General features: G+C 38.7%; 14 protein-coding genes. 5 read left to right on the top strand and 9 right to left on the bottom strand.

What is annotated here, in order from left to right; translation table 11 throughout:
* Positions 1–25: 25 nt before the first annotated feature.
* The 7 genes from ACKPEB_RS22165 to ACKPEB_RS22135 all read right to left on the bottom strand — a co-directional run bounded on the left by ACKPEB_RS22165 (position 26) and on the right by ACKPEB_RS22135 (position 9422).
* Positions 26–511, bottom strand: coding sequence for a Crp/Fnr family transcriptional regulator (locus ACKPEB_RS22165; protein ID WP_408967188.1), 486 nt, complete (start codon positions 509–511; stop codon positions 26–28).
* Positions 512–631: 120 nt separating this feature from the next.
* On the bottom strand, positions 632–3673 hold the full coding sequence (locus tag ACKPEB_RS22160; protein ID WP_408967187.1) for an MFS transporter: 3042 nt from the start codon (positions 3671–3673) through the stop codon (positions 632–634).
* A 166-nt stretch (positions 3674–3839) separates the two neighbouring features.
* A complete protein-coding gene (locus ACKPEB_RS22155; RefSeq protein ID WP_408967186.1) occupies positions 3840–6089 on the bottom strand; it encodes a protein-arginine deiminase family protein in 2250 nt (749 codons plus the stop codon).
* Positions 6090–6226: 137 nt separating this feature from the next.
* Positions 6227–7249 carry a calcium-binding protein gene (locus tag ACKPEB_RS22150; RefSeq protein WP_408967185.1) on the bottom strand — a complete coding sequence of 341 codons (1023 nt, stop codon included), beginning with the start codon at positions 7247–7249 and terminating at the stop codon, positions 6227–6229.
* Positions 7250–7416: 167 nt separating this feature from the next.
* Complete coding sequence (locus ACKPEB_RS22145; protein ID WP_408967184.1) at positions 7417–7710, bottom strand: TMEM165/GDT1 family protein; 294 nt, start codon at positions 7708–7710, stop codon at positions 7417–7419.
* Positions 7711–7729: 19 nt separating this feature from the next.
* A complete protein-coding gene (locus ACKPEB_RS22140) occupies positions 7730–8116 on the bottom strand; it encodes a TMEM165/GDT1 family protein (RefSeq protein WP_408967183.1) in 387 nt (128 codons plus the stop codon).
* Between the two features lie 139 nt (positions 8117–8255).
* On the bottom strand, positions 8256–9422 hold the full coding sequence (locus tag ACKPEB_RS22135) for a pyridoxal phosphate-dependent aminotransferase (protein ID WP_408967182.1): 1167 nt from the start codon (positions 9420–9422) through the stop codon (positions 8256–8258).
* Between the two features lie 247 nt (positions 9423–9669).
* Here ACKPEB_RS22135 and ACKPEB_RS22130 point away from each other — a divergent pair, with 247 nt between their 5' ends.
* The 3 genes from ACKPEB_RS22130 (at position 9670) to rpoD (ending at position 15443) form a co-directional block, all read left to right on the top strand.
* Positions 9670–10551: an Rpn family recombination-promoting nuclease/putative transposase gene (locus tag ACKPEB_RS22130; protein WP_408967181.1), complete on the top strand. Its 882-nt coding sequence runs from the start codon at positions 9670–9672 to the stop codon at positions 10549–10551.
* Positions 10552–10701: 150 nt separating this feature from the next.
* Positions 10702–13329: a M1 family aminopeptidase gene (locus tag ACKPEB_RS22125; RefSeq protein ID WP_408967180.1), complete on the top strand. Its 2628-nt coding sequence runs from the start codon at positions 10702–10704 to the stop codon at positions 13327–13329.
* 926 nt (positions 13330–14255) lie between these two features.
* The gene (gene rpoD, locus ACKPEB_RS22120; protein WP_408967179.1) at positions 14256–15443 is read left to right on the top strand and encodes an RNA polymerase sigma factor RpoD; all 1188 of its coding nucleotides are present in this window, start codon (positions 14256–14258) and stop codon (positions 15441–15443) included.
* A 312-nt stretch (positions 15444–15755) separates the two neighbouring features.
* Here rpoD and ACKPEB_RS22115 read toward each other — a convergent pair whose 3' ends face one another.
* Complete coding sequence (locus ACKPEB_RS22115) at positions 15756–15935, bottom strand: chlorophyll A-B binding protein (protein WP_408967178.1); 180 nt, start codon at positions 15933–15935, stop codon at positions 15756–15758.
* A gap of 238 nt (positions 15936–16173) precedes the next feature.
* On the opposite strand from ACKPEB_RS22115, the gene ACKPEB_RS22110 reads away from it, so the two are divergent.
* A complete protein-coding gene (locus tag ACKPEB_RS22110; RefSeq protein WP_254173396.1) occupies positions 16174–16431 on the top strand; it encodes a type II toxin-antitoxin system HicB family antitoxin in 258 nt (85 codons plus the stop codon).
* Positions 16428–16640, top strand: a complete 213-nt coding sequence (locus ACKPEB_RS22105) for a type II toxin-antitoxin system HicA family toxin (RefSeq protein ID WP_408967177.1) — start codon at positions 16428–16430, stop codon at positions 16638–16640. The genes ACKPEB_RS22110 and ACKPEB_RS22105 overlap by 4 nt, the downstream gene beginning before the upstream one ends.
* 206 nt (positions 16641–16846) lie before the next feature.
* Here the strand turns inward: ACKPEB_RS22105 and ACKPEB_RS22100 are convergent, their stop codons facing one another.
* Positions 16847–18322 (bottom strand): EH signature domain-containing protein, encoded by a 1476-nt coding sequence (locus ACKPEB_RS22100; RefSeq protein ID WP_408967176.1) that lies wholly within the window; start codon positions 18320–18322, stop codon positions 16847–16849.
* Positions 18323–18527 lie beyond the last annotated feature (205 nt).

Below are 18527 nucleotides of genomic sequence, written 5' to 3'. Positions count from 1 at the left end.
TCTCCTGATCATTTCTGTTAATAGATTATCCAGCCGATGGTCTTAATTCTACAACTTTATTGCTTTCTACTGTTGGGATTGGAGTTTGAGCGTTTAACTTTTGGTTTAATTCTCGAATTCGTCGAGACAGTAGACGAATAATATTAATGGCAATTCCTGGGGTTTCATCAATCGCATCATAAAGTTGCATTTGGGTTAAAACTAAACATTCACACTTTTCTAAGGTGCTAACGGTCGCCGAGCGAGGTTCAGCATCAAACAAAGACATTTCACCAAAGCACGTTCCTTTCCCCAATTCCGCTAAATTGCGATCGCCAATATGAACTCGCACCCGTCCAGAAACCACAATATAAAGGGCGCGTCCTTCTTGACCTTCAGTAAAAATACTATGGTCATCAGGAAACGATAATTCATCCATTACCGATGCGAGACGTACTAAAAAATCGTCTCGCAATTCTTTAAAAATCGGGACACCCCTGACAAATAAAAGGCGTTCTACGCTAGTTAACATAAGTTTACAAAAAAATTAAACAATTCACATCTAGGAAGAAGACGAACTCAGAAGCCCGAACTGAGAAGCCCGAACTGAGAAGCCCGAAGTTAATACTACCTCCCCTGCTCCCCCTGCTCCCTACTTCACCCCAAGCTGCACCATAAATTCCTCAACTTGGGCTGCAACTAAACGATCCGGATCATTTTGTAGCATTGGCAATAATTCTATCAAAGCCCGTTGAGAGGCAATCTTTAGATAAGCTAAGACCGCTTCTCGAACAAATCCGGTGGGGTGACGCAAGCACATCAAGGTTTGTTCAGCCGTTAAGCTCCAGCGAGCATTTCTGGCGAGGTGGAAACAACAAGCTAAAGCCCAGTCGGAGAGAAAATGACGAAACTCTAATAAACGCCGGAGACGATCACTCGGTTTCAACGGTTGATAACTAACTAAATCAGATAAATTCGTCAATTTCTCCAAGATAGAGTGCTGATCCAGAACACTAATTAAAGCTCGTTTATTGACAATATCAACGGTATTATCCAAGATTTCCAAACCCCTGGCCACATTAGAAGAAGAATGAGACTGGATATTAAAAGATGCCGCTTGAATCGAACTATGGGGATACAAAAACTTCATTAATAAAAAGCAGCGATCAATCGCATCGGTTTCTAATCCCTCTAAAGCCCGTTTTAACAACTGTTGGGGAGATTGTAGATCGGGGCTACTTGGAGCTAAGAGCTCAAAGGGATCTGAATCTTCTGAGTCCGACAGAACAGGTTTTTCTAATGATAAATCCAGCAGGGCTGCATAAATTTGACCAATAAACATTAATTCCTGCTCAATTAAAATTTCCACCCCGGTTCGCCCCACCCGTTCTAACACTCCTTCAATTCCAGCATCTTGAGGAATTTTAAGTAAAATTCGCAGGATATTCCGTCGGGTGGTTCCCCAAGAAATCATCAATTCACTAATTAAGGTATCAAGGGCTTCCAGGGTGGCAATTTCACCCAAGGCTGTCCAAGCTTGTAACCGCACTAAATCCGGTTTATAGATATCGCTGGCTTGTTGAACTAATAGGGGAATGGCTTCATTTCCCAATCGCACTAAAGCTTGTAACGCCGTATCCCGCGTGGAACGATAGGAAAGGGCTTTCATTAACGAGGAATAGTATTCTTCCAAATGGGTTGACGCAATCACGTCTAACAACGCACAACGTACCCGTAAGGATTCATCCTGTAATAAATCGTCGAGATAAAGTCGCAGTCCTTGTAGATAATCCGCTTCTCCCAACGCCCGAACCCCCATTACCCGTTCCCGTTCTTGGCTGGAGGTGATCATGCGGCGAATGGTATTGGTGGCCGCGGCTTTTTGTTCGCGATCGCCTCGGCGTAAAATTAAAGCTGCGGCTGTTCCCCGAACCACCGGATCAACCTTGGATTGCAAATAGGGACGTAACTGTTCAATATCAGGATTTGTTTCCGTTAACCACAGATATCGTAACGACAGCGCCAGCACTTCTGGCGGCAGATTTCCTTGATGAGTAAAGGATCGAATCTCATCCAAATAAGCGGGATTGGGGTGATCGAGCATAATTTCCAAGCTCTGACGCTGAAGGCTAGGGGAAAGGCTACCCAGTAACGGAACCAACGTTTCCCCGACGTTTTTAGCATCCAGTTGACTCAAAAGTTCAATACAGGAGCGTTTATCGGCTTCTTCTCCGGGTTTTTTCAGGGTTTCAACCACGTTACGCTTCAGTTGGGGCATATCGATGTCGGAAACACTCAGCCGTCCGCGTTCCGCACTCCGAACCAGCAAACTCACATATTGAGATCGAATTAACCACACCACGAACAACCAAACCAAAGCCATGAGGATGATCAAGGCCACGAAGACTAATCCCTGTTGACTCTGTAACTGGGTTTCGCTAGAGTTCGGTAAAATCAGGCGGGTGAGCCAAAGGGTGATTAAAATCAGAACCCCCGTCACCCCTGTTGACATGGGTTCAAAAACTCCGTTCACCATCGCTTGAATATCGCTGCGAACGTGATCTGGTAGGGGTTGAAATAGAACAGCCCCCGTCGTTTCAATTAAGGTGTAATGAAATAATTCATCCAGAAACCGCAGGATCACAAATCCCACAAACACAGAAAAGAGTCCGGTGATGCCTCCAATCAAAGAAAATGTTCCTAAAACAATCACGCCAACGGGTAATACAATTGCGGTTACAAATACCCCTGTGCGTTCAACTAAACGGCTAGAACCAAACCACTGAGTTAAAACTTGAGAAACACTTAAAATTCCTTCAAAAATTCCCAGGAAACTTACAATTCCACTGGCACCCCCCGCATCATTTTGAAATTCCAACTGACTAAAAAATTGGAAATCCACTAAAACATATAAAGCTTCTGCGATCACAAAAAAGGAGACTAATGGAATCACATAACCTAACACGGGGCCCCGGAGATTCCGGGTGCTAAATTCTTGTTCTTCGTCGTCGGGTGTCCAGCGTGTGGAGTCGGGGAAGGATTGACCGTAGCGTTGAGACAAATAAAATAAAATTCCCGCCGCCAAAAGTACCATCACGCCGGAAACTAAAGTAACGTTATTGAGTCCAACCACTCTTAACAGCAGGGGGAGGGAAAAACCACTAATGACCCCAGCCACTAAAAATCCGCTACTAATAATTGGATAGGTGCGTTTAATTTCTCGAATATTAAAGAGTTGGTTAGCGGTGATGGAATTATTTAAGTCGTTAAGAACATAAGAAGCTTCCACCCATAACCACATTAAAAATAAGGTAATAAATTGAATGCTTAACCCTAATATTTTAATATCGGATAATCCTAGACCCCAGCGAAATAAAAATAGGGGAATTGCCATCATCACAAAGATAATTACAATCACCCGACGCAGGGGAAATACTTTTTGCAGCGAAGAATAAACAAACCCTAAACCTGAACCCATTCCCGCACTTGCGATATAGATCCAAGGCAATTTATCGGCCCCGTATTCGTCCAGAAATAAGCCAACGGTGCTTAATTCTAACCAAACTAACCCGACGGATGCCAAGGTATAAACTAAAAACATCAGTAGGGTTCTTTCTACTTCTTCCTGACGGAGATTGAGTCCCCGCAACACCCCCTGTCCCAACAAAGCGGAATTACTCACTGGCTTGTCCATGCGATGCCCAAACCCCTTTCTGTGATTATCGGACGTCTAACATTAGAGTTTAACCGATTTGTACCAGTGATGGTGTAACGGTTCAGTTAGAATCACATTCAGATTATCCGGGTTTAAAATTTGAGAAAAATTTGGGTGTTAGACTGGACTAATAAAACCTAACCCGTTAAGGTAAATTTTGCCAGAAAGGTTCTTGATTTCCTTGGCGAGTGGTATTAGTGGCACTATAAATATTACCTTGTAATTCTTGATAGTAATCATCCTCTAGGAAATTAACATTAATTCCCGCCACAGCCACCCGACGTTTAAAGTCTTCTTGGGTGTAGTCTTGTCCGTCAATTAAGGGGCCTTTGGGATTAGAAACTAATAATTCTCCATTCACATACACCGAATTAATTAAGTTCGGCCACCAAGCATAACCACTATAACTAAAGAGGGCTGGAATTTCAATAATTTGATCGGTTCTTAGATTAAATTCTTGTTTCAGTTGATTAATTAAAGGTTCGATTTTCTGCTTTTGCAAATTCTGATTATGTTGGATTAATAATTGATTATTTAAAGTAGCCCGAACGGTTGTTTGAGTGCTTAATCCTCGATTAATCGCGGCTCCTTCATATCCTTGTTTTGCCAGTTCTTTTAATAATTTAATTCCTTCCCCTGGACTGGCAATTAACATTAAGGGTTCACCGGAGAAACTGGGAATAAAATTAATAATTTCATCGACATGACGCACCATTAACCAAGAAGTATCAATTCCAACGGGTTCTCCTTGGATTTTTTGAGCTTTCAAAAATTCAATAATTTCAGGATTTAAGCTAACGTTATCAGCAGTTCCATAATAAATTCTACCCAATGGATATTCCGGTAAAGCTGGAGTTACTGCTAAATTATTATACCAATCTGCCCATTGATTTAATACATCTAATTGCCGAGGTTTACCGATTTCAAACCAGCCGAAATTTTGATTCATTAACGATTGAGCATAATCATCAATTTCCGCACTGCGATTGCCTTTTAGAACAACAGGATAATCCTTTAAACCCTCTGCATTGGGAAACTGAACATAACCAATTTCTTGAGTTCCTTGCATCCAAAGGGTTGCTCCTGGTGTAACTTTAACTTTAGCATCGGTTGTTTCAACAATGGTTTTTACCTCTTGAACAATCTTTTGATTATCGCCGCGATCGCTAATATGAACTTCAGAAACCGGGGCGGTATTGGGAGACATAATCCAAGGTGCTACCCCCATGGAAATTGTATCCGTTGCGATGATATTTCCTTGTTTACGAGCACTAGCTTTTAAATTAATTAAACCTGACCAATTTTGATGGGCAAATTGTTTCGCTTCTACCCCTAAAATAATATCAGAATTAAATTCTAAAGGCGTTAAACCGGATAAATCAACGGATTTCCATCCCTGGGCAGTTTTTTGGAATAAATTAATATAAGGTCTAGCGGTTTCATCAACACTAATTAACAATTCTGAACCGTTATAATCAGGAGAAACTTTAAAATGAACAATCGCTAAATCCTTTTCATCTTCAGCACCATTCACGCCTTTTTCTCGCCAGTCGGGTAGTCCATTGCGATCATCATCATCATTATTAAATAAAACTAACGGCCCAACGGATAAAGACCATTGTTCGGGGCGTTGTTCATCGGCTTCATTAACAATACCATCTCGGTTGGTATCTCCATACAGTTTAAACCCTGGAAATTGGGGATTAGCAGTAGAAATAGGAGAAAGATTTTGAGGAGTTTCGGGCTTGTTTTTTTCGGATTGTTGTGCTAAGGCTCGTTGATAGGTAGCGATCGCTAAATATCCTTGATATTCTACAGTTTTATCAATGGCTTTAGAACTTAAAAACGACTCTCTGGGAATTTTTCTTAAAGTATCAATAGCTTGAACCCATAATTGTTGAGCAGTTTCCCAATCTTCAACCGTATGACTTTCAGGTTGTTGACCATAACTAGCGGCTTCTGTGGCAATTTTAATCGCTTGATTCCAACTTTCTAGGGTTTTTTCTTCAAATTTAATTTGAGCTTCTACTTGAAGATTGGCTTTAACTAAGGTTTCATATTGTTTAAGTTGCAGTTGATATTGCCAAGCTTCTAAATTACTATTAATATCAGGAGGATTAGAAATTTTCTTTAATTCTGCTTGAATGCGATCGCGAAGTTGATATAATTCTGCTAAGGATTTTGGTGTAATTTCAACGGTTTCTAAGTTAGAATTACCCCTAGAATCAATTTCAAATCCTGGCAATTGTAGTCCAGACTCATCAATGCGATACTCTAAGTCCAGATTGGTTGGCGACGACTGGGCTAAGGTGGGAGGGGCGGGGACTAAAATAATTCCAACGACTACACCCAAAGCATTAATTAAAGCAACAGCAATGTAGCGCATCCAGTTCATGATCCATCCTCAGATATCCTGATTGATTGTACCTGAAATTGACCGAACTGTTGATAGGCGTGAGAGAAAAAGATTCAGAAAGTTGTGGCTGGCGTCAGGTGGACACACCCTAGTAGTTAAAACATTAGGCTTGGTTTTTATCCAATTCCTAATAAGGCATCACTAATATTAACAATAGAAATACTATTTTTAACACTATTAATATCGGTGGTATTCGCAACGACACCGAAAATATTCCCGGTTGTCGTTTGACGAATAATGACTCCTTGAGAGCTTCCTGTTGCGAGTTGCAAATTAGCAGTTTGATCAAAGGTTTCTAACGTCAGTTCTTCCGAGGTTAAACTATTAGCAATAATCATAATTTTATCTCCTTCTGTGGCGTTAAAATCTGTAATCAAATCAGCTTCAGTGACTTTCAGGGGAACCTCTGCGGCGTTTGCACTTAAAATAAAAATATCCGCATCCGCACCGCCAGTCAGGATATCAAATTCTAAATCTCCGATTAAAATATCTTGTCCAGAACCGCCATCTAAATGATCTTTTCCTTTCCCTCCTCGCAGTAAGTCTTCTCCATCTCCTCCGATTAAGAAATCATCGTCTCGGTTGCCATTAATAATATCATTTCCACTATCACCCTTGAGGGTATCATTTCCTTGACCACCTCGCAATAAATCAATGCTTTCTGCACCGGATAATTGATCATTTCCCGTGTTACCATTCATGACATCAGTTTGTTCAGAACCCACTAAAATATCATCTCCGGCTAAGGCTAAAATTCCCCCTGGATTGTTCATTGTCCATTCGGGTAAAATCATTCCTGTAGGGGGTTGGGGAAGATTAAAATCATTAACAGGTGCTAGAATATCGCTATCATCCGTTAAGATAAATAATTGAGAAGATTGTCCTGATAATTGAGTTAAAGTTTTATAACTACTGAGAATATTAATATCACTGAGAATTTGACTGGGCTTAACCTCTAAAGTCGGGGCAGTCTTCAGGGTAATTTGCGGGTTTTGTTCTAATAATTTATCAATCCAAGGTTCTGCAATCGGAAGAATTGTGTTAAATAAAGGTTCATATTGGGGAAAAAATGTGAAGATAACAGGTTTAGCGACTGGCCAAACAATATTACTGACAATATTAATAATTTTGTTAAACATATCCAGAAGATCCTAAGTACATTGATTCGTTATTATAATTTTGCACTTTCAGGTTCTGGAATTCAGGATAAATTTTTAATAGAAAAAATAGCTCAGGATTACCTCTTGAACAAACCGAGTTTCTGACAGTTCCTCAACTTAGAAACCCGGTTCTGTTTTGCGATTACCTAATGGGTTTGTGATTCGTCTTCTTGATTAAACCATAACAACCGAATTCCTAAAATAGCAAAACCAATCGCCGCCGCAATTTTAACCAGATGGGTCGGTAGAACTTCAGCAACTCCTTGACCGACCATCACCCCTAAAAAACTGGCTAATAATAAAGCAGAAGCGGTGCCGAAAAAGATAGCACGGGGCGATTTTGTACTTCCACTCAAAGCGATAGCAGCGACTTGACTTTTATCTCCTAATTCTGATAAAAAAACCGTAATAAAGCTTAATCCTAACAGTTGTAAATCCATAAATTTAATGATGAATAATTTAGTGCAGAACTTCCCAAATTAACAAAGCAGAAATCAACAATAAACTGCTTCCGGCGGCCCGTTCTAAGGTTCGCGGAGAAATCCGAGACGCTAACCATTGACCCAATAAAACCCCTAATAAACTGGTTAATACTAAAGCACTTCCAGCCCCAGCAAATACAATCCAAGGCGCATGGGATTCTGCTGTCATTAATAATGTTGTGAGTTGGGTTTTATCTCCAATTTCAGCTAAAAAAATCGTAATAAATGTGGTGACAAAAATTTTCCAAATATTAGGTTTATTGGAATTTTGAGATAAATCCGTCTGTTTTGCAGAACTCGCGAGTTCAGGGGACACCGTAGCCGGGTCTTCCTGAACTTTAACAACGGTGGGGGATGAACTCATAGGTTGAAGCTTTAGGTGCGAATCGAGAATATATCATAATTTTTTCATATTTTCCCGAATCCTGCAAGATCCTTATCCCACAAGCACCTCAGAAACCGGTCACAGGGGTACGAAGAACGTGCTTCGCACCCATCACCGACTAAATTCTAGCCGCAACAAATTCTTCTAAACGTTTGACCCCTTTTTCAATAGTGATTAAATCCGTTGCGTAGGATAAACGAATGTGGTCATCATTCCCAAACGCTTCACCGGGTACAGCAGCTAACTGTTTTTCTTCCAGTAATAAATTACAGAAATCAACCGAATTTAAACCCGTTTTACCAATATTAATGTACATATAAAATGCCCCATCGGGTTTGAGACAACTAATCCCAGGAATAGCATTTAATAACTCAAACATCACCTCCCGACGTTTGGCAAAAGCCAGACGCATTTCTTCCACACAATCTTGTGAGTTTTCTAATGCAGCAACCGCACCATATTGAGCAAATGTACAAACATTAGACGTAGTATGACTTTGAATTCGGGTAGCCGCTTTAATAATATTGACATCTCCCGCTAAATATCCAATTCGCCACCCGGTCATCGCAAAGGATTTAGCAAAACCACTACTAATTAAAGTGTATTTATAGCTTTCAGGATGAGCCGCTGCAATACTTAAATGTTTGGCATCATCATAGATAATTTTAGAATAAATTTCATCCGCAACGACTAAAAGACCTGTTTCAACAACGACCTCAGCTAAAGCTCGAATTTCATCCGGGGTATAAACCATTCCGGTTGGATTTGAAGGCGAATTTAAAACAAAAAGTTTAGTCTTCGGTGTCATCGTTTGACGCAGCATTTCAGGTGTAATTTTATAACCTGTTTCTGCACCCGTTTGCACAATTACGGGAACCCCTTCTGCTAGTTTCACCATTTCAGGATAACTTAACCAATAGGGAGCCGGAATAATCACTTCATCCCCTGGATTAATCACCGCTACCATTAAATTATAGAGGGAATGTTTACCACCATTAGTAACAAGAATATTGTCGCTTTTATAGTCTAAACCGGTTTCGGCACTTAAGGTTTCAGCAATTAATGAACGTAACTTCGGTTCCCCGGCTGCTGGGCCATAGCGAGTTTTACCTTCATCTAAGGCTTTTTTCGCCGCCTCAATAATATGCTTCGGGGTATCGAAGTCGGGTTCGCCTACGCTAAAATTTAAGACATCCATCCCCTCAGCTTTCATCGCTTTTGCCTTCGCTGAGATTGCCAGCGTTACCGACGGTGGAACCTTTTCTACTCGCGCTGCTAGCTTCATACTTTTAATAATCTCTAATTTTCTGTTTCAAGATTTAGATTTTAGGGGGCAGATTGCCGAACGGCAACCTTGTTGTTATAGGATGATAACATTGTATTAGAATTACCTCGATTTTTCTACAACAAATCTTAATCTGTTAACCTTTAGGAGTGATTGTTAGGGTTCATTGTTAAGAAAAGGTTAAATTTATTCTCGCTTGTGATGGCTTTAACTGTCCATTAAACTCAAAATTTTAAGGAGCGTTAATATGAGATTTATTAATCCAAAAACTGATTTTGCTTTTAAGAAAATATTTGGTTCAGAAGACAGTAAGGATATTTTAATCAGTTTTTTAAATAGTATTCTTTATCCTGAAACTTCAGCCATTGAAGATTTAACAATTCTCAATCCCTATCAAGCTCCTAAAATTCGAGGAATTAAAGATACTTATTTAGATGTTAAAGCAACGATAACCGGAAATAAAACGGTGATTATAGAAATGCAAATCTTAAATCTTGAAGGATTTGAAAAAAGAATTTTATATAATGCGGCAAAAGCTTATTCAATACAGTTAAAAACCGGGGAAGATTACACCCTTTTAAATCCAGTTATTGCTGTTACAATTACGGATTTTGAAATGTTCCCTAATCTCAATCAAGTCATTTCTCGATTTGTTTTAAAAGAAAAAGAGTTTTTAGTCGATTATCCAATTTATGATATTGAATTAGTTTTTGTAGAACTTCCAAAATTTAATCCGTCTCTTCAGGAGTTAAAAACCTTAACGGATAAATGGCTGTATTTTATTAAAAGTGCTAAAACCTTAGAAACGGTTCCTGAAACAATGGCACAGATTCCCGAACTTAAAAAAGCCTTTACCATGGCTAATGAAGCCACCTTAAACCCGGAAGAACTCGAAGATTTAGAAAAACGAGAAATTTATATTTATGATCAGCGAAATGCGATTAAAAAAGCCGTTCGATTAGCGAGAGAAGAAGCATTAAAGCAAGGAATTGAACAAGGAATTGAACAAGGAAAACAAGAATCTAAACTTGAAATTGCTCGACAATTAATGAGTTTATTAGATGATCAAACGATTAGTCAAACCACCGGATTAAGTCTGGAACAAATCCAACAGTTAAGACAAGAATAACAAACTCCTGATTAACATTCTCTCCCCGTCTCTGTTCCCCAGTTTCCCTCGTTCCTGTTGTTTGCTACAATCGGTTGACACTGGCTATATAATGAAGCGATACGCATAGCGCGTTTTTTTATCCCTTATTCTTGAGTTTGATTGTACTCGATGTTAAATTTTTACTTTGATACGGAAACAGATAGCCACAAGTCCTTTGAGTTACCCGGCGCTCGTCCCCATTATAACCCAGACCGTCCGGGTCAAGTGGAACATATTTTTCTGGACTTAGTTCTTGATATTCCTAATCAAAGTTTTCAAGGAACTTGTACCCTCCATTTGAACCCGGTTAGAAGTGGAATTGAAACCTTAACTTTAGATGCGGTTAACTTAGAAATTAAAGGGGTAAAAATTGATCAAATTCAGCAAGAGTTTAGTTATGATGGGGAACAATTACAAATTTATCTGCATCAACCGACTATTACGAATCAGTTAATTAAACTTGTTATTAATTATGGGGTAACTCATCCGCAACGGGGACTTTATTTTATTAGTCCGAGTAAAGATTATCCTAACAAACCGATTCAAGTTTGGACGCAAGGAGAGGACGAAGATTCTCGCTTCTGGTTTCCTTGTTTTGACTACCCTGGACAACTCGCTACTTCAGAAATTCGGGTACAAGTTCCCAAACAATATTTAGCCATTTCCAATGGAGAGTTAATTCATACGGAAACCAAAGGTAAAACCAAAATTTATCATTGGTCACAAAAACAAGTGCATCCCACGTATTTAATGACCTTGGCGGTGGGTGATTTTGCTGAAATTAAAGACGAATGGAAGAAAATTCCGGTTTTATATTATGTTGAGAAAAACCGCAAAGACGATGCGCTTCGCAGTATGGGAAAAACCCCGCAAATGATTGAGTTTTTCTCTGAATATTTTGGTTATGCCTATCCCTATCCGAAATATGCTCAAGTTTGTGTGGATGACTTCATTTTTGGTGGGATGGAAAATACTTCAACAACCTTATTAACCGATCGCTGTTTATTAGACGAACGAGCCACCTTAGATAATCGTAACACAGAAAGTTTAGTTGCCCATGAATTAGCCCATCAATGGTTCGGGGATTTAGTCGTAATTAAACATTGGTCACACGCTTGGATTAAAGAAGGAATGGCGACCTATTCTGAAGTGTTATGGACAGAACAACAATATGGTAAAGAAGAAGCGGCATATTACCGTTTAAATCAAGCCAAAAACTATTTTTCCGAGGATAGTTCCCGTTATCGTCGCCCCATTGTTACCCATATTTATCGAGAAGCGATTGAATTATATGACCGCCATTTATATGAAAAAGGCGCTTGTGTTTATCATTTAATTCGCACGGAATTAGGGGATGAACTGTTTCAAAAAGCAATTCAAACTTTTGTTCAAGATAATGCTCATAAAACCGTAGAAACCATTGATTTATTACGAGCATTAGAAAAAGCAACGGGATGTAATTTAATGCCTTTGTTTGATCAATATGTTTTTCGAGGCGGACATCCTGAATATAAAGTTTCCTACAGTTGGGATAATCATAGTAAATTAGCCAAACTTACGATTAAGCAAAATCAAGCGAAGGAAAGTGACAAACTCAGCGAGAAAAATCTCTTTGATTTAAAAATTCCCATTGGGTTTGGCTATAAACCGGATAAAAAATCTCCTGAAATCGCAGTTCAACTCAAAACCTTTACCGTTAGAGTTCATGAACGGGAACAAACCTTCTATTTTCCTTTAGAAGAAAAACCGAATTTTATTAGCTTTGATGTTAATAATAATATTCTCAAAGCCGTCAATTTAGATTATGCTGTAGCTGAATTAAAGGCACAATTACAATATGATCCTGATCCGATTTCTCGAATTTATGCCGCCAAAGCTTTAGCTAAAAAAGGCGGATTAGAAGCCGTAAAAGCTTTATCAAATGCCTTAAAAAATGATAAATTCTGGGGGGTTCGCGTTGAAGTCGCTAAACAATTAGTTCGAGTTAAATTAGATCAAGTTTTTGAAGGATTAGTGGCAGGTTTAACCGATGATGATCCTCGTGTTAGACGTGCTGTTGTTCAAAGTTTAGCTGCACTGAAAACCACCGAGAGTTATCAAGTGTTAAAACCCCTTTTAGAAAAGGGAGATCCTAGTTATTTAGTTGAAGCCGCTACCGCCACCGGGTTAGGAGAAATTGCAGCGACCCATTGTGAGGATAAACATCTAGTTGAACAAACTATTAAGCAGTTAAAATCGGTGCTTAAAGAACGGGAAGGATGGAATGAAGTGGTGCGTTCAGGGGCGATTTTAGGACTGAGTAAAATGAAGACCTCAGAAGATGCTTTAAACTTGATTTTAAAATATACGACTCCGGGTATTCCTCAAGCATTACGGTTAGCCTCTATTCGTGCTTTAGGGACGATTTCAACGGGTCAAACTCCAACCCATATCGAACGAATTTTACAACGCTTAGAAGAATTATCCCATGAAACCTTTTTCCTTACCCAAGTAGCGGTTGTCGCCTCTTTAGAGCACATGGAAACGTCAAAAGCGATGGATGTTTTGCAATCTTTAGCCGACCAAACCTTAGACGGACGAGTGCGCCGTCGCGCGGAAGAAGCCATTCAAAATGTACAAGGAAAAATCGGTTCCGAACCCGCCTTGAAAAAGCTACGGGAAGAACTGGACAAAATTAAAAAAGAAAATCAGGAACTTCGGAGTCGGTTAGAAACCTTGGAAGCTAAAAGCAAAACGCCGAAGTCTGACAAAGGATAGGGGAACAAAGGGTGAGAAAATCATCATTTTTAGAGGCGGAAACTGGTTGTTCCTTGATGTAGTGTTCGTCAAAACCTCTGTTCTCAAGGGTTTTGACGAATAGCTCAACTCGGCGACGTCAAAAACTTAACGTGATTTAACGTTTGATCTCACACCAAAGGCAGAGATTTGAGTTAACTTACAATAAAGAACAACCTCAAAAGGTCAGGTTGTTGGCAATATTCAAAGTCAGTCACTCCTGACTGAACCCGTTTGCAAACAACCTAAACCCCCCTTAAGTTGAATCCATTTTGTTACATAAACTAAACCGTTTATTACTCCAAAAGAGTAGAAACTTAAAGTTTTCTTCGCTATCATTGAAGAGGAACTTCAGCAATTAATTTTGAGTGAATTACGACTTCTCTATGCCTCGACTTAGACAACCCATTCTATCAGGTGTATTAAGGTCATTTACCTTCATTTACACTTTCTTCAATATTTATTCTGGGATGACAACCCAAGTTGAAAAGAGTTCGCTAAAATTTTAGTGAATCAGGATATCGATATCCTCTGTAATATCCCTGAAATAAAATGATCGCTCCCCCTGTGATCAGTCTAATCTAAGGATAGAAAAGGCAGTTGTAGTCAATGCCTAAGTCAATTAATCCTCCATCGGTGAATTTGAGTCAGCAAATCTGCTTTTTGACAAACCGTACAATTTTTGTCAGAAAGGCTACAATCAAAAAGGTCTTGGCGCAATCCAATGATCACCTTTGAATATTTGTCTTCTTATGTTACGACTGAAGTGAGTTATGATCATTGACTCAGTAACGCTGTGGACAAATGTTGAAACTTGAAACAGTGTGCAACTGGTTCAATAGTCTACTAATAGACAATCTTTATCCTGTGATTGATTTCTACTAATTGAGGAGCATGAGGAACGCGGCATGAGCCAGATTACCAACGGACTCGCAACCACAAAGCTTGAAACAGAAACATCAGACATCTTTCCCCCCCTTCTGACCAATAACAATATCCTTTCGGAGTTGGAGGATATTGAATTGGATGAGGAAGATTTAATCGATGAAGATGACATTCTCTTGGAGGATGTCATCGCAGATGACGATGAGGATAGCAAAGCCGGCAAAGGAGCTAAATCTCGGCGTCGGACTCAGACGAAGAAAAAGCATTTCACAGAAGATTCAATTCGTCTCTATCTTCAAGAAATCGGTCGGATTCGATTATTACGGGCAGATGAAGAAATTGAACTCGCTCGGAAAATTGCTGATTTGCTCGAACTAGAGCGCATTCGGGAAAAACTCATGGAACATTACCATCGAGAACCCAATGAGCAGGAATGGGCGAGCGCCGTTGATATGAGATTGCCAGAGTTCCGCCGCCGTCTGTATATCGGTCGTCGGGCCAAAGATAAGATGGTACAGTCGAACTTACGACTGGTGGTTTCGATTGCCAAAAAATACATGAATCGAGGTCTTTCTTTCCAAGATTTGATTCAAGAAGGCAGTTTAGGATTAATTCGAGCCGCCGAGAAATTTGATCACGAAAAAGGCTACAAATTTTCAACATACGCTACATGGTGGATTCGTCAAGCCATTACACGGGCGATTGCGGATCAATCTCGAACGATTCGCCTTCCTGTACATTTGTATGAAACCATTTCTCGAATTAAAAAGACCACCAAGTTACTGTCTCAAGAAATGGGTCGTAAACCCACTGAAGAAGAAATCGCAACTCGCATGGAAATGACCATCGAAAAATTGCGGTTTATTGCTAAATCGGCTCAACTTCCGATTTCTTTAGAAACTCCCATTGGAAAAGAAGAAGATTCTCGCTTAGGAGATTTTATTGAATCTGATGGCGAAACCCCTGAAGATCAAGTTTCTAAAAATCTTTTACGGGAAGATTTAGAAAATGTATTAGATACCCTTAGCCCCCGTGAACGAGATGTATTACGGTTGCGTTATGGATTAGATGATGGTCGCATGAAGACATTAGAAGAAATTGGTCAGATTTTTAATGTCACCCGTGAACGCATTCGTCAAATTGAAGCCAAAGCTCTGAGAAAGTTACGTCACCCTAACCGTAACAGCATTTTGAAAGAATATATCCGCTAGTCGTTGCTGTTTCTGTTCGGGTTGAAACAATTTGAGGCGGAGGAAAGAATTTTTTTGATGATGGTCAAGAAAAAATAACTGAAGTTACAATTGCTCAACCCGTTTACCATCAATCTGCCGAAACTTTGTTAAAAAAAAGATTAAGTTTCGGCAACGTTTGGATTGTTGCAAAATATTAAAAACTTGAGAGTTTGTATAAAATCCTCTCAAGTTATGTTAAAATTTTTTTGCGAATTAAATTCCGTTGTTTAATCCGGCTATCATCCGGTTTTAATGCTTCTGGTTGCTAAGGTGATGTAGTGGGATATCCCATTACATCAAACCCCAGAAGTGAAGAAGTCCTTGACCTGAAATCAGTTCAACAACAATGGCGCTGAGAAAACCAATCATCGCCAAACGACCATTCCAATTCTCTGCACTCGGGGTAAAACCCCAATCCCAATGGTTACGTTGTTGTTGTTCAGGACTATTCGTTAATTGTGTGTTTGACATGGTTTTGACTCCTATTTCGTTTGATGTCACCTTCTGTAAACTAATGTAACTAACCTGTAAAAAAACGGCAAGTTACGATCTCTTCAAAGGTAGAAAACCAAAAATCACAGTTATTGTCTGCATTTCTTCTGTTTTCGGGTGTGTTTAGGAATAGATGCGATCGCTCAGATTCTATCTTTCGGTAGGGCGGGTTAGTATAGGAGTTGAACGGATATGCTGTAAATATAATGACTAACTTATGAATGCCATTTATAAACTCCCCTTAATCTTAGAACCTCAACCCGAAGGCGGTTATACAATTACTTGTCCTTTGTTACCCAATTTAATTACAGAAGCTGATACGTTAGAAGAAGTTATTCCTAATGTATCCGATGCTTTACAAGCTTTAATTGAAGCTTATCAAGATTTAAACCAACCCTTACCTGCTGTTTTAAAGCCGATAGGAGAAGATATAACTTTGTGGACAGAAAGCTTAATTCCCATTGGTACAAAATGAAATATAGAGAGGTAGCACAAAAATTAAAACAAATGGGATGCCAAGAAATTTCAAGGCGAGGCGGTGGTTCTCATCGAAAATGGTACAATCCCAATAATGGGGTAATCGTACCGATTCCTGATTGGGGAAATAAGGATTTAAAATTAGGGACTTTGAGGCAAATTATCCGACAATTAGATCTGGATTGGGATGAGTTTAAAAAGCTATAAAATTGAACATTCTTAGGATTCTAAATCTTCATGCAATTACAGCTATCGTCTACATTTCTTCTTGTTTCGTGTGGTTAGGAATAGATGCGATCCCTCAGATTCTATCTTTCGGTAGGGTAGGAATTAAAACCCCGGTTTCTCAAAGAAACCGAGGTTTTGGGGTGTGGGATGTTTTAAAGTCTCTTGATAATACTTTCTTTCATTTTTTAGCATTGCCATCCTTGCTGTCTAACATATTCTTCTGCTTCAGATTCAATTTTTCTAATCTTGTTTTCCCATTCTTCTAATTTACCATTACGCTTCTGTTGATCCTGAAACGAAGGTGTAGGAAGTCCATCTGAACCATATCTACCATATTTATGTGGTAACCCTTTAAAAAATACAGTTCCTTCATTGGGAAGAATATTGCTGAGTTTTAACCATTTTTCACAGTAGGTTTGCCAACAGAAAACATGATCATGAATTTTACAAGGTTTGAAACAACGCAGACATTTAACAGAAACATGAGAAGAACCGAACAGTTTTTGCTCAAGGTCAGGATTTTGAGAATGGTTAAATAAACGAATTTCACTCGCTTCCCCTCGGAAAAACTCAACAATAAACCAATCCCCAAAATCAAAAATACAAACTTCTGTATCGCTATCATCTTCTATTAAAAGATCAACATTTTCAGGAAGATATTGACCGAGAGCATTAATAGATTTTTGAGGTAATAAAATCCGAATTCTTTCAAAGCAATCACTATAATTTGCCCAAAAATCTTTTCGTTTTCGTAACTGATTTTTTTCCCAATCTGGTATATTTAATTCATCATTCCTTTCTAATAAAAGCTCAACGATATTTTCAAAATCTTTATAATTAACTGCACCGATCCATTTTCTTAATGCTTCTTTAGCTTTTCTTGAAAGTTGATGCCATTTACTATTAGAATTTTTAGGTTTAAAATTTAATTTTACCCACTCTACTAAGTTCGGCAAATCTCCAGCTATTTCGGCTGATATGTTAGTTAGTAAATAATCCGTTGCTTTAATTTGATCCTCAGATAGCATTTCTTCAAGGCAGTTTACTAACCAACTCTCATATTGAAGATCACGAGAAGATACAAAAACTTTTGCAACAGCTTTGAGTGCATCTTCAGCTTTTTTTATCCAGTGGGGTAACTGATAGGTTTTTAATAAATCTTTGGGGGTTTTCTTATACGTTAAACTTAATTTTGCTAAATCAGCAGGATCTTTTTTTAAACTTTCAATAATTTTGATCGTTACCAAATCTTTATGATCCTTTCTATCTAATACATCCACAGAAAAGGAATTAACTAAAGATTCTGATATAATTCTTTTTGTCTGCTTGCCCTCATTTCCATAATATAAAACTAAATTCCACAGCAAACGATTTTTTAACCATTGTTTTTGTTTGGCTACATTCCAAATTAATTGACAGAGTTTAAAATTATTATCAGAGTTGAAGTAAACTAAATAAATCCATTCTAAATTACTAATATTATCTATTTTATTAGTTTCAATATCTTTTAATATTTCCTCAAATGTTCGAGGTTTAATGGGATTTGTAATTGGTGGTATAATAGGTGGTGGAGGTTCTTTACCTAGAGACTTTGAAAATTCTAGGAGTTCAGAAGGTTTTAGTGGAGAGAAATCTGGTAAACTTAAACTTGAAAAAATCATTTTTGTAATACCCCCTAAAATTTGATTTAGTCTTTGTAGGTTTGTAGGGGCGAGCCCCTACGATGAATTGGATTTTAAGTCATTTATACAACTAATTTAGACTTGCTATAGTTCTTTACTTTGATTGAGATTTTGATGAATTTAAAAACTTATCCCAATCAATTTGTTTAAGTTGGAAGCGAAAGACAACCCGGCGATCGCGTGG

The organism is Planktothrix sp. (assembly GCF_046067725.1).
In the GTDB taxonomy this organism is placed as follows: Bacteria; Cyanobacteriota; Cyanobacteriia; order Cyanobacteriales; family Microcoleaceae; genus Planktothrix.
This window is presented reverse-complemented; position numbering and strand designations above follow the sequence as displayed.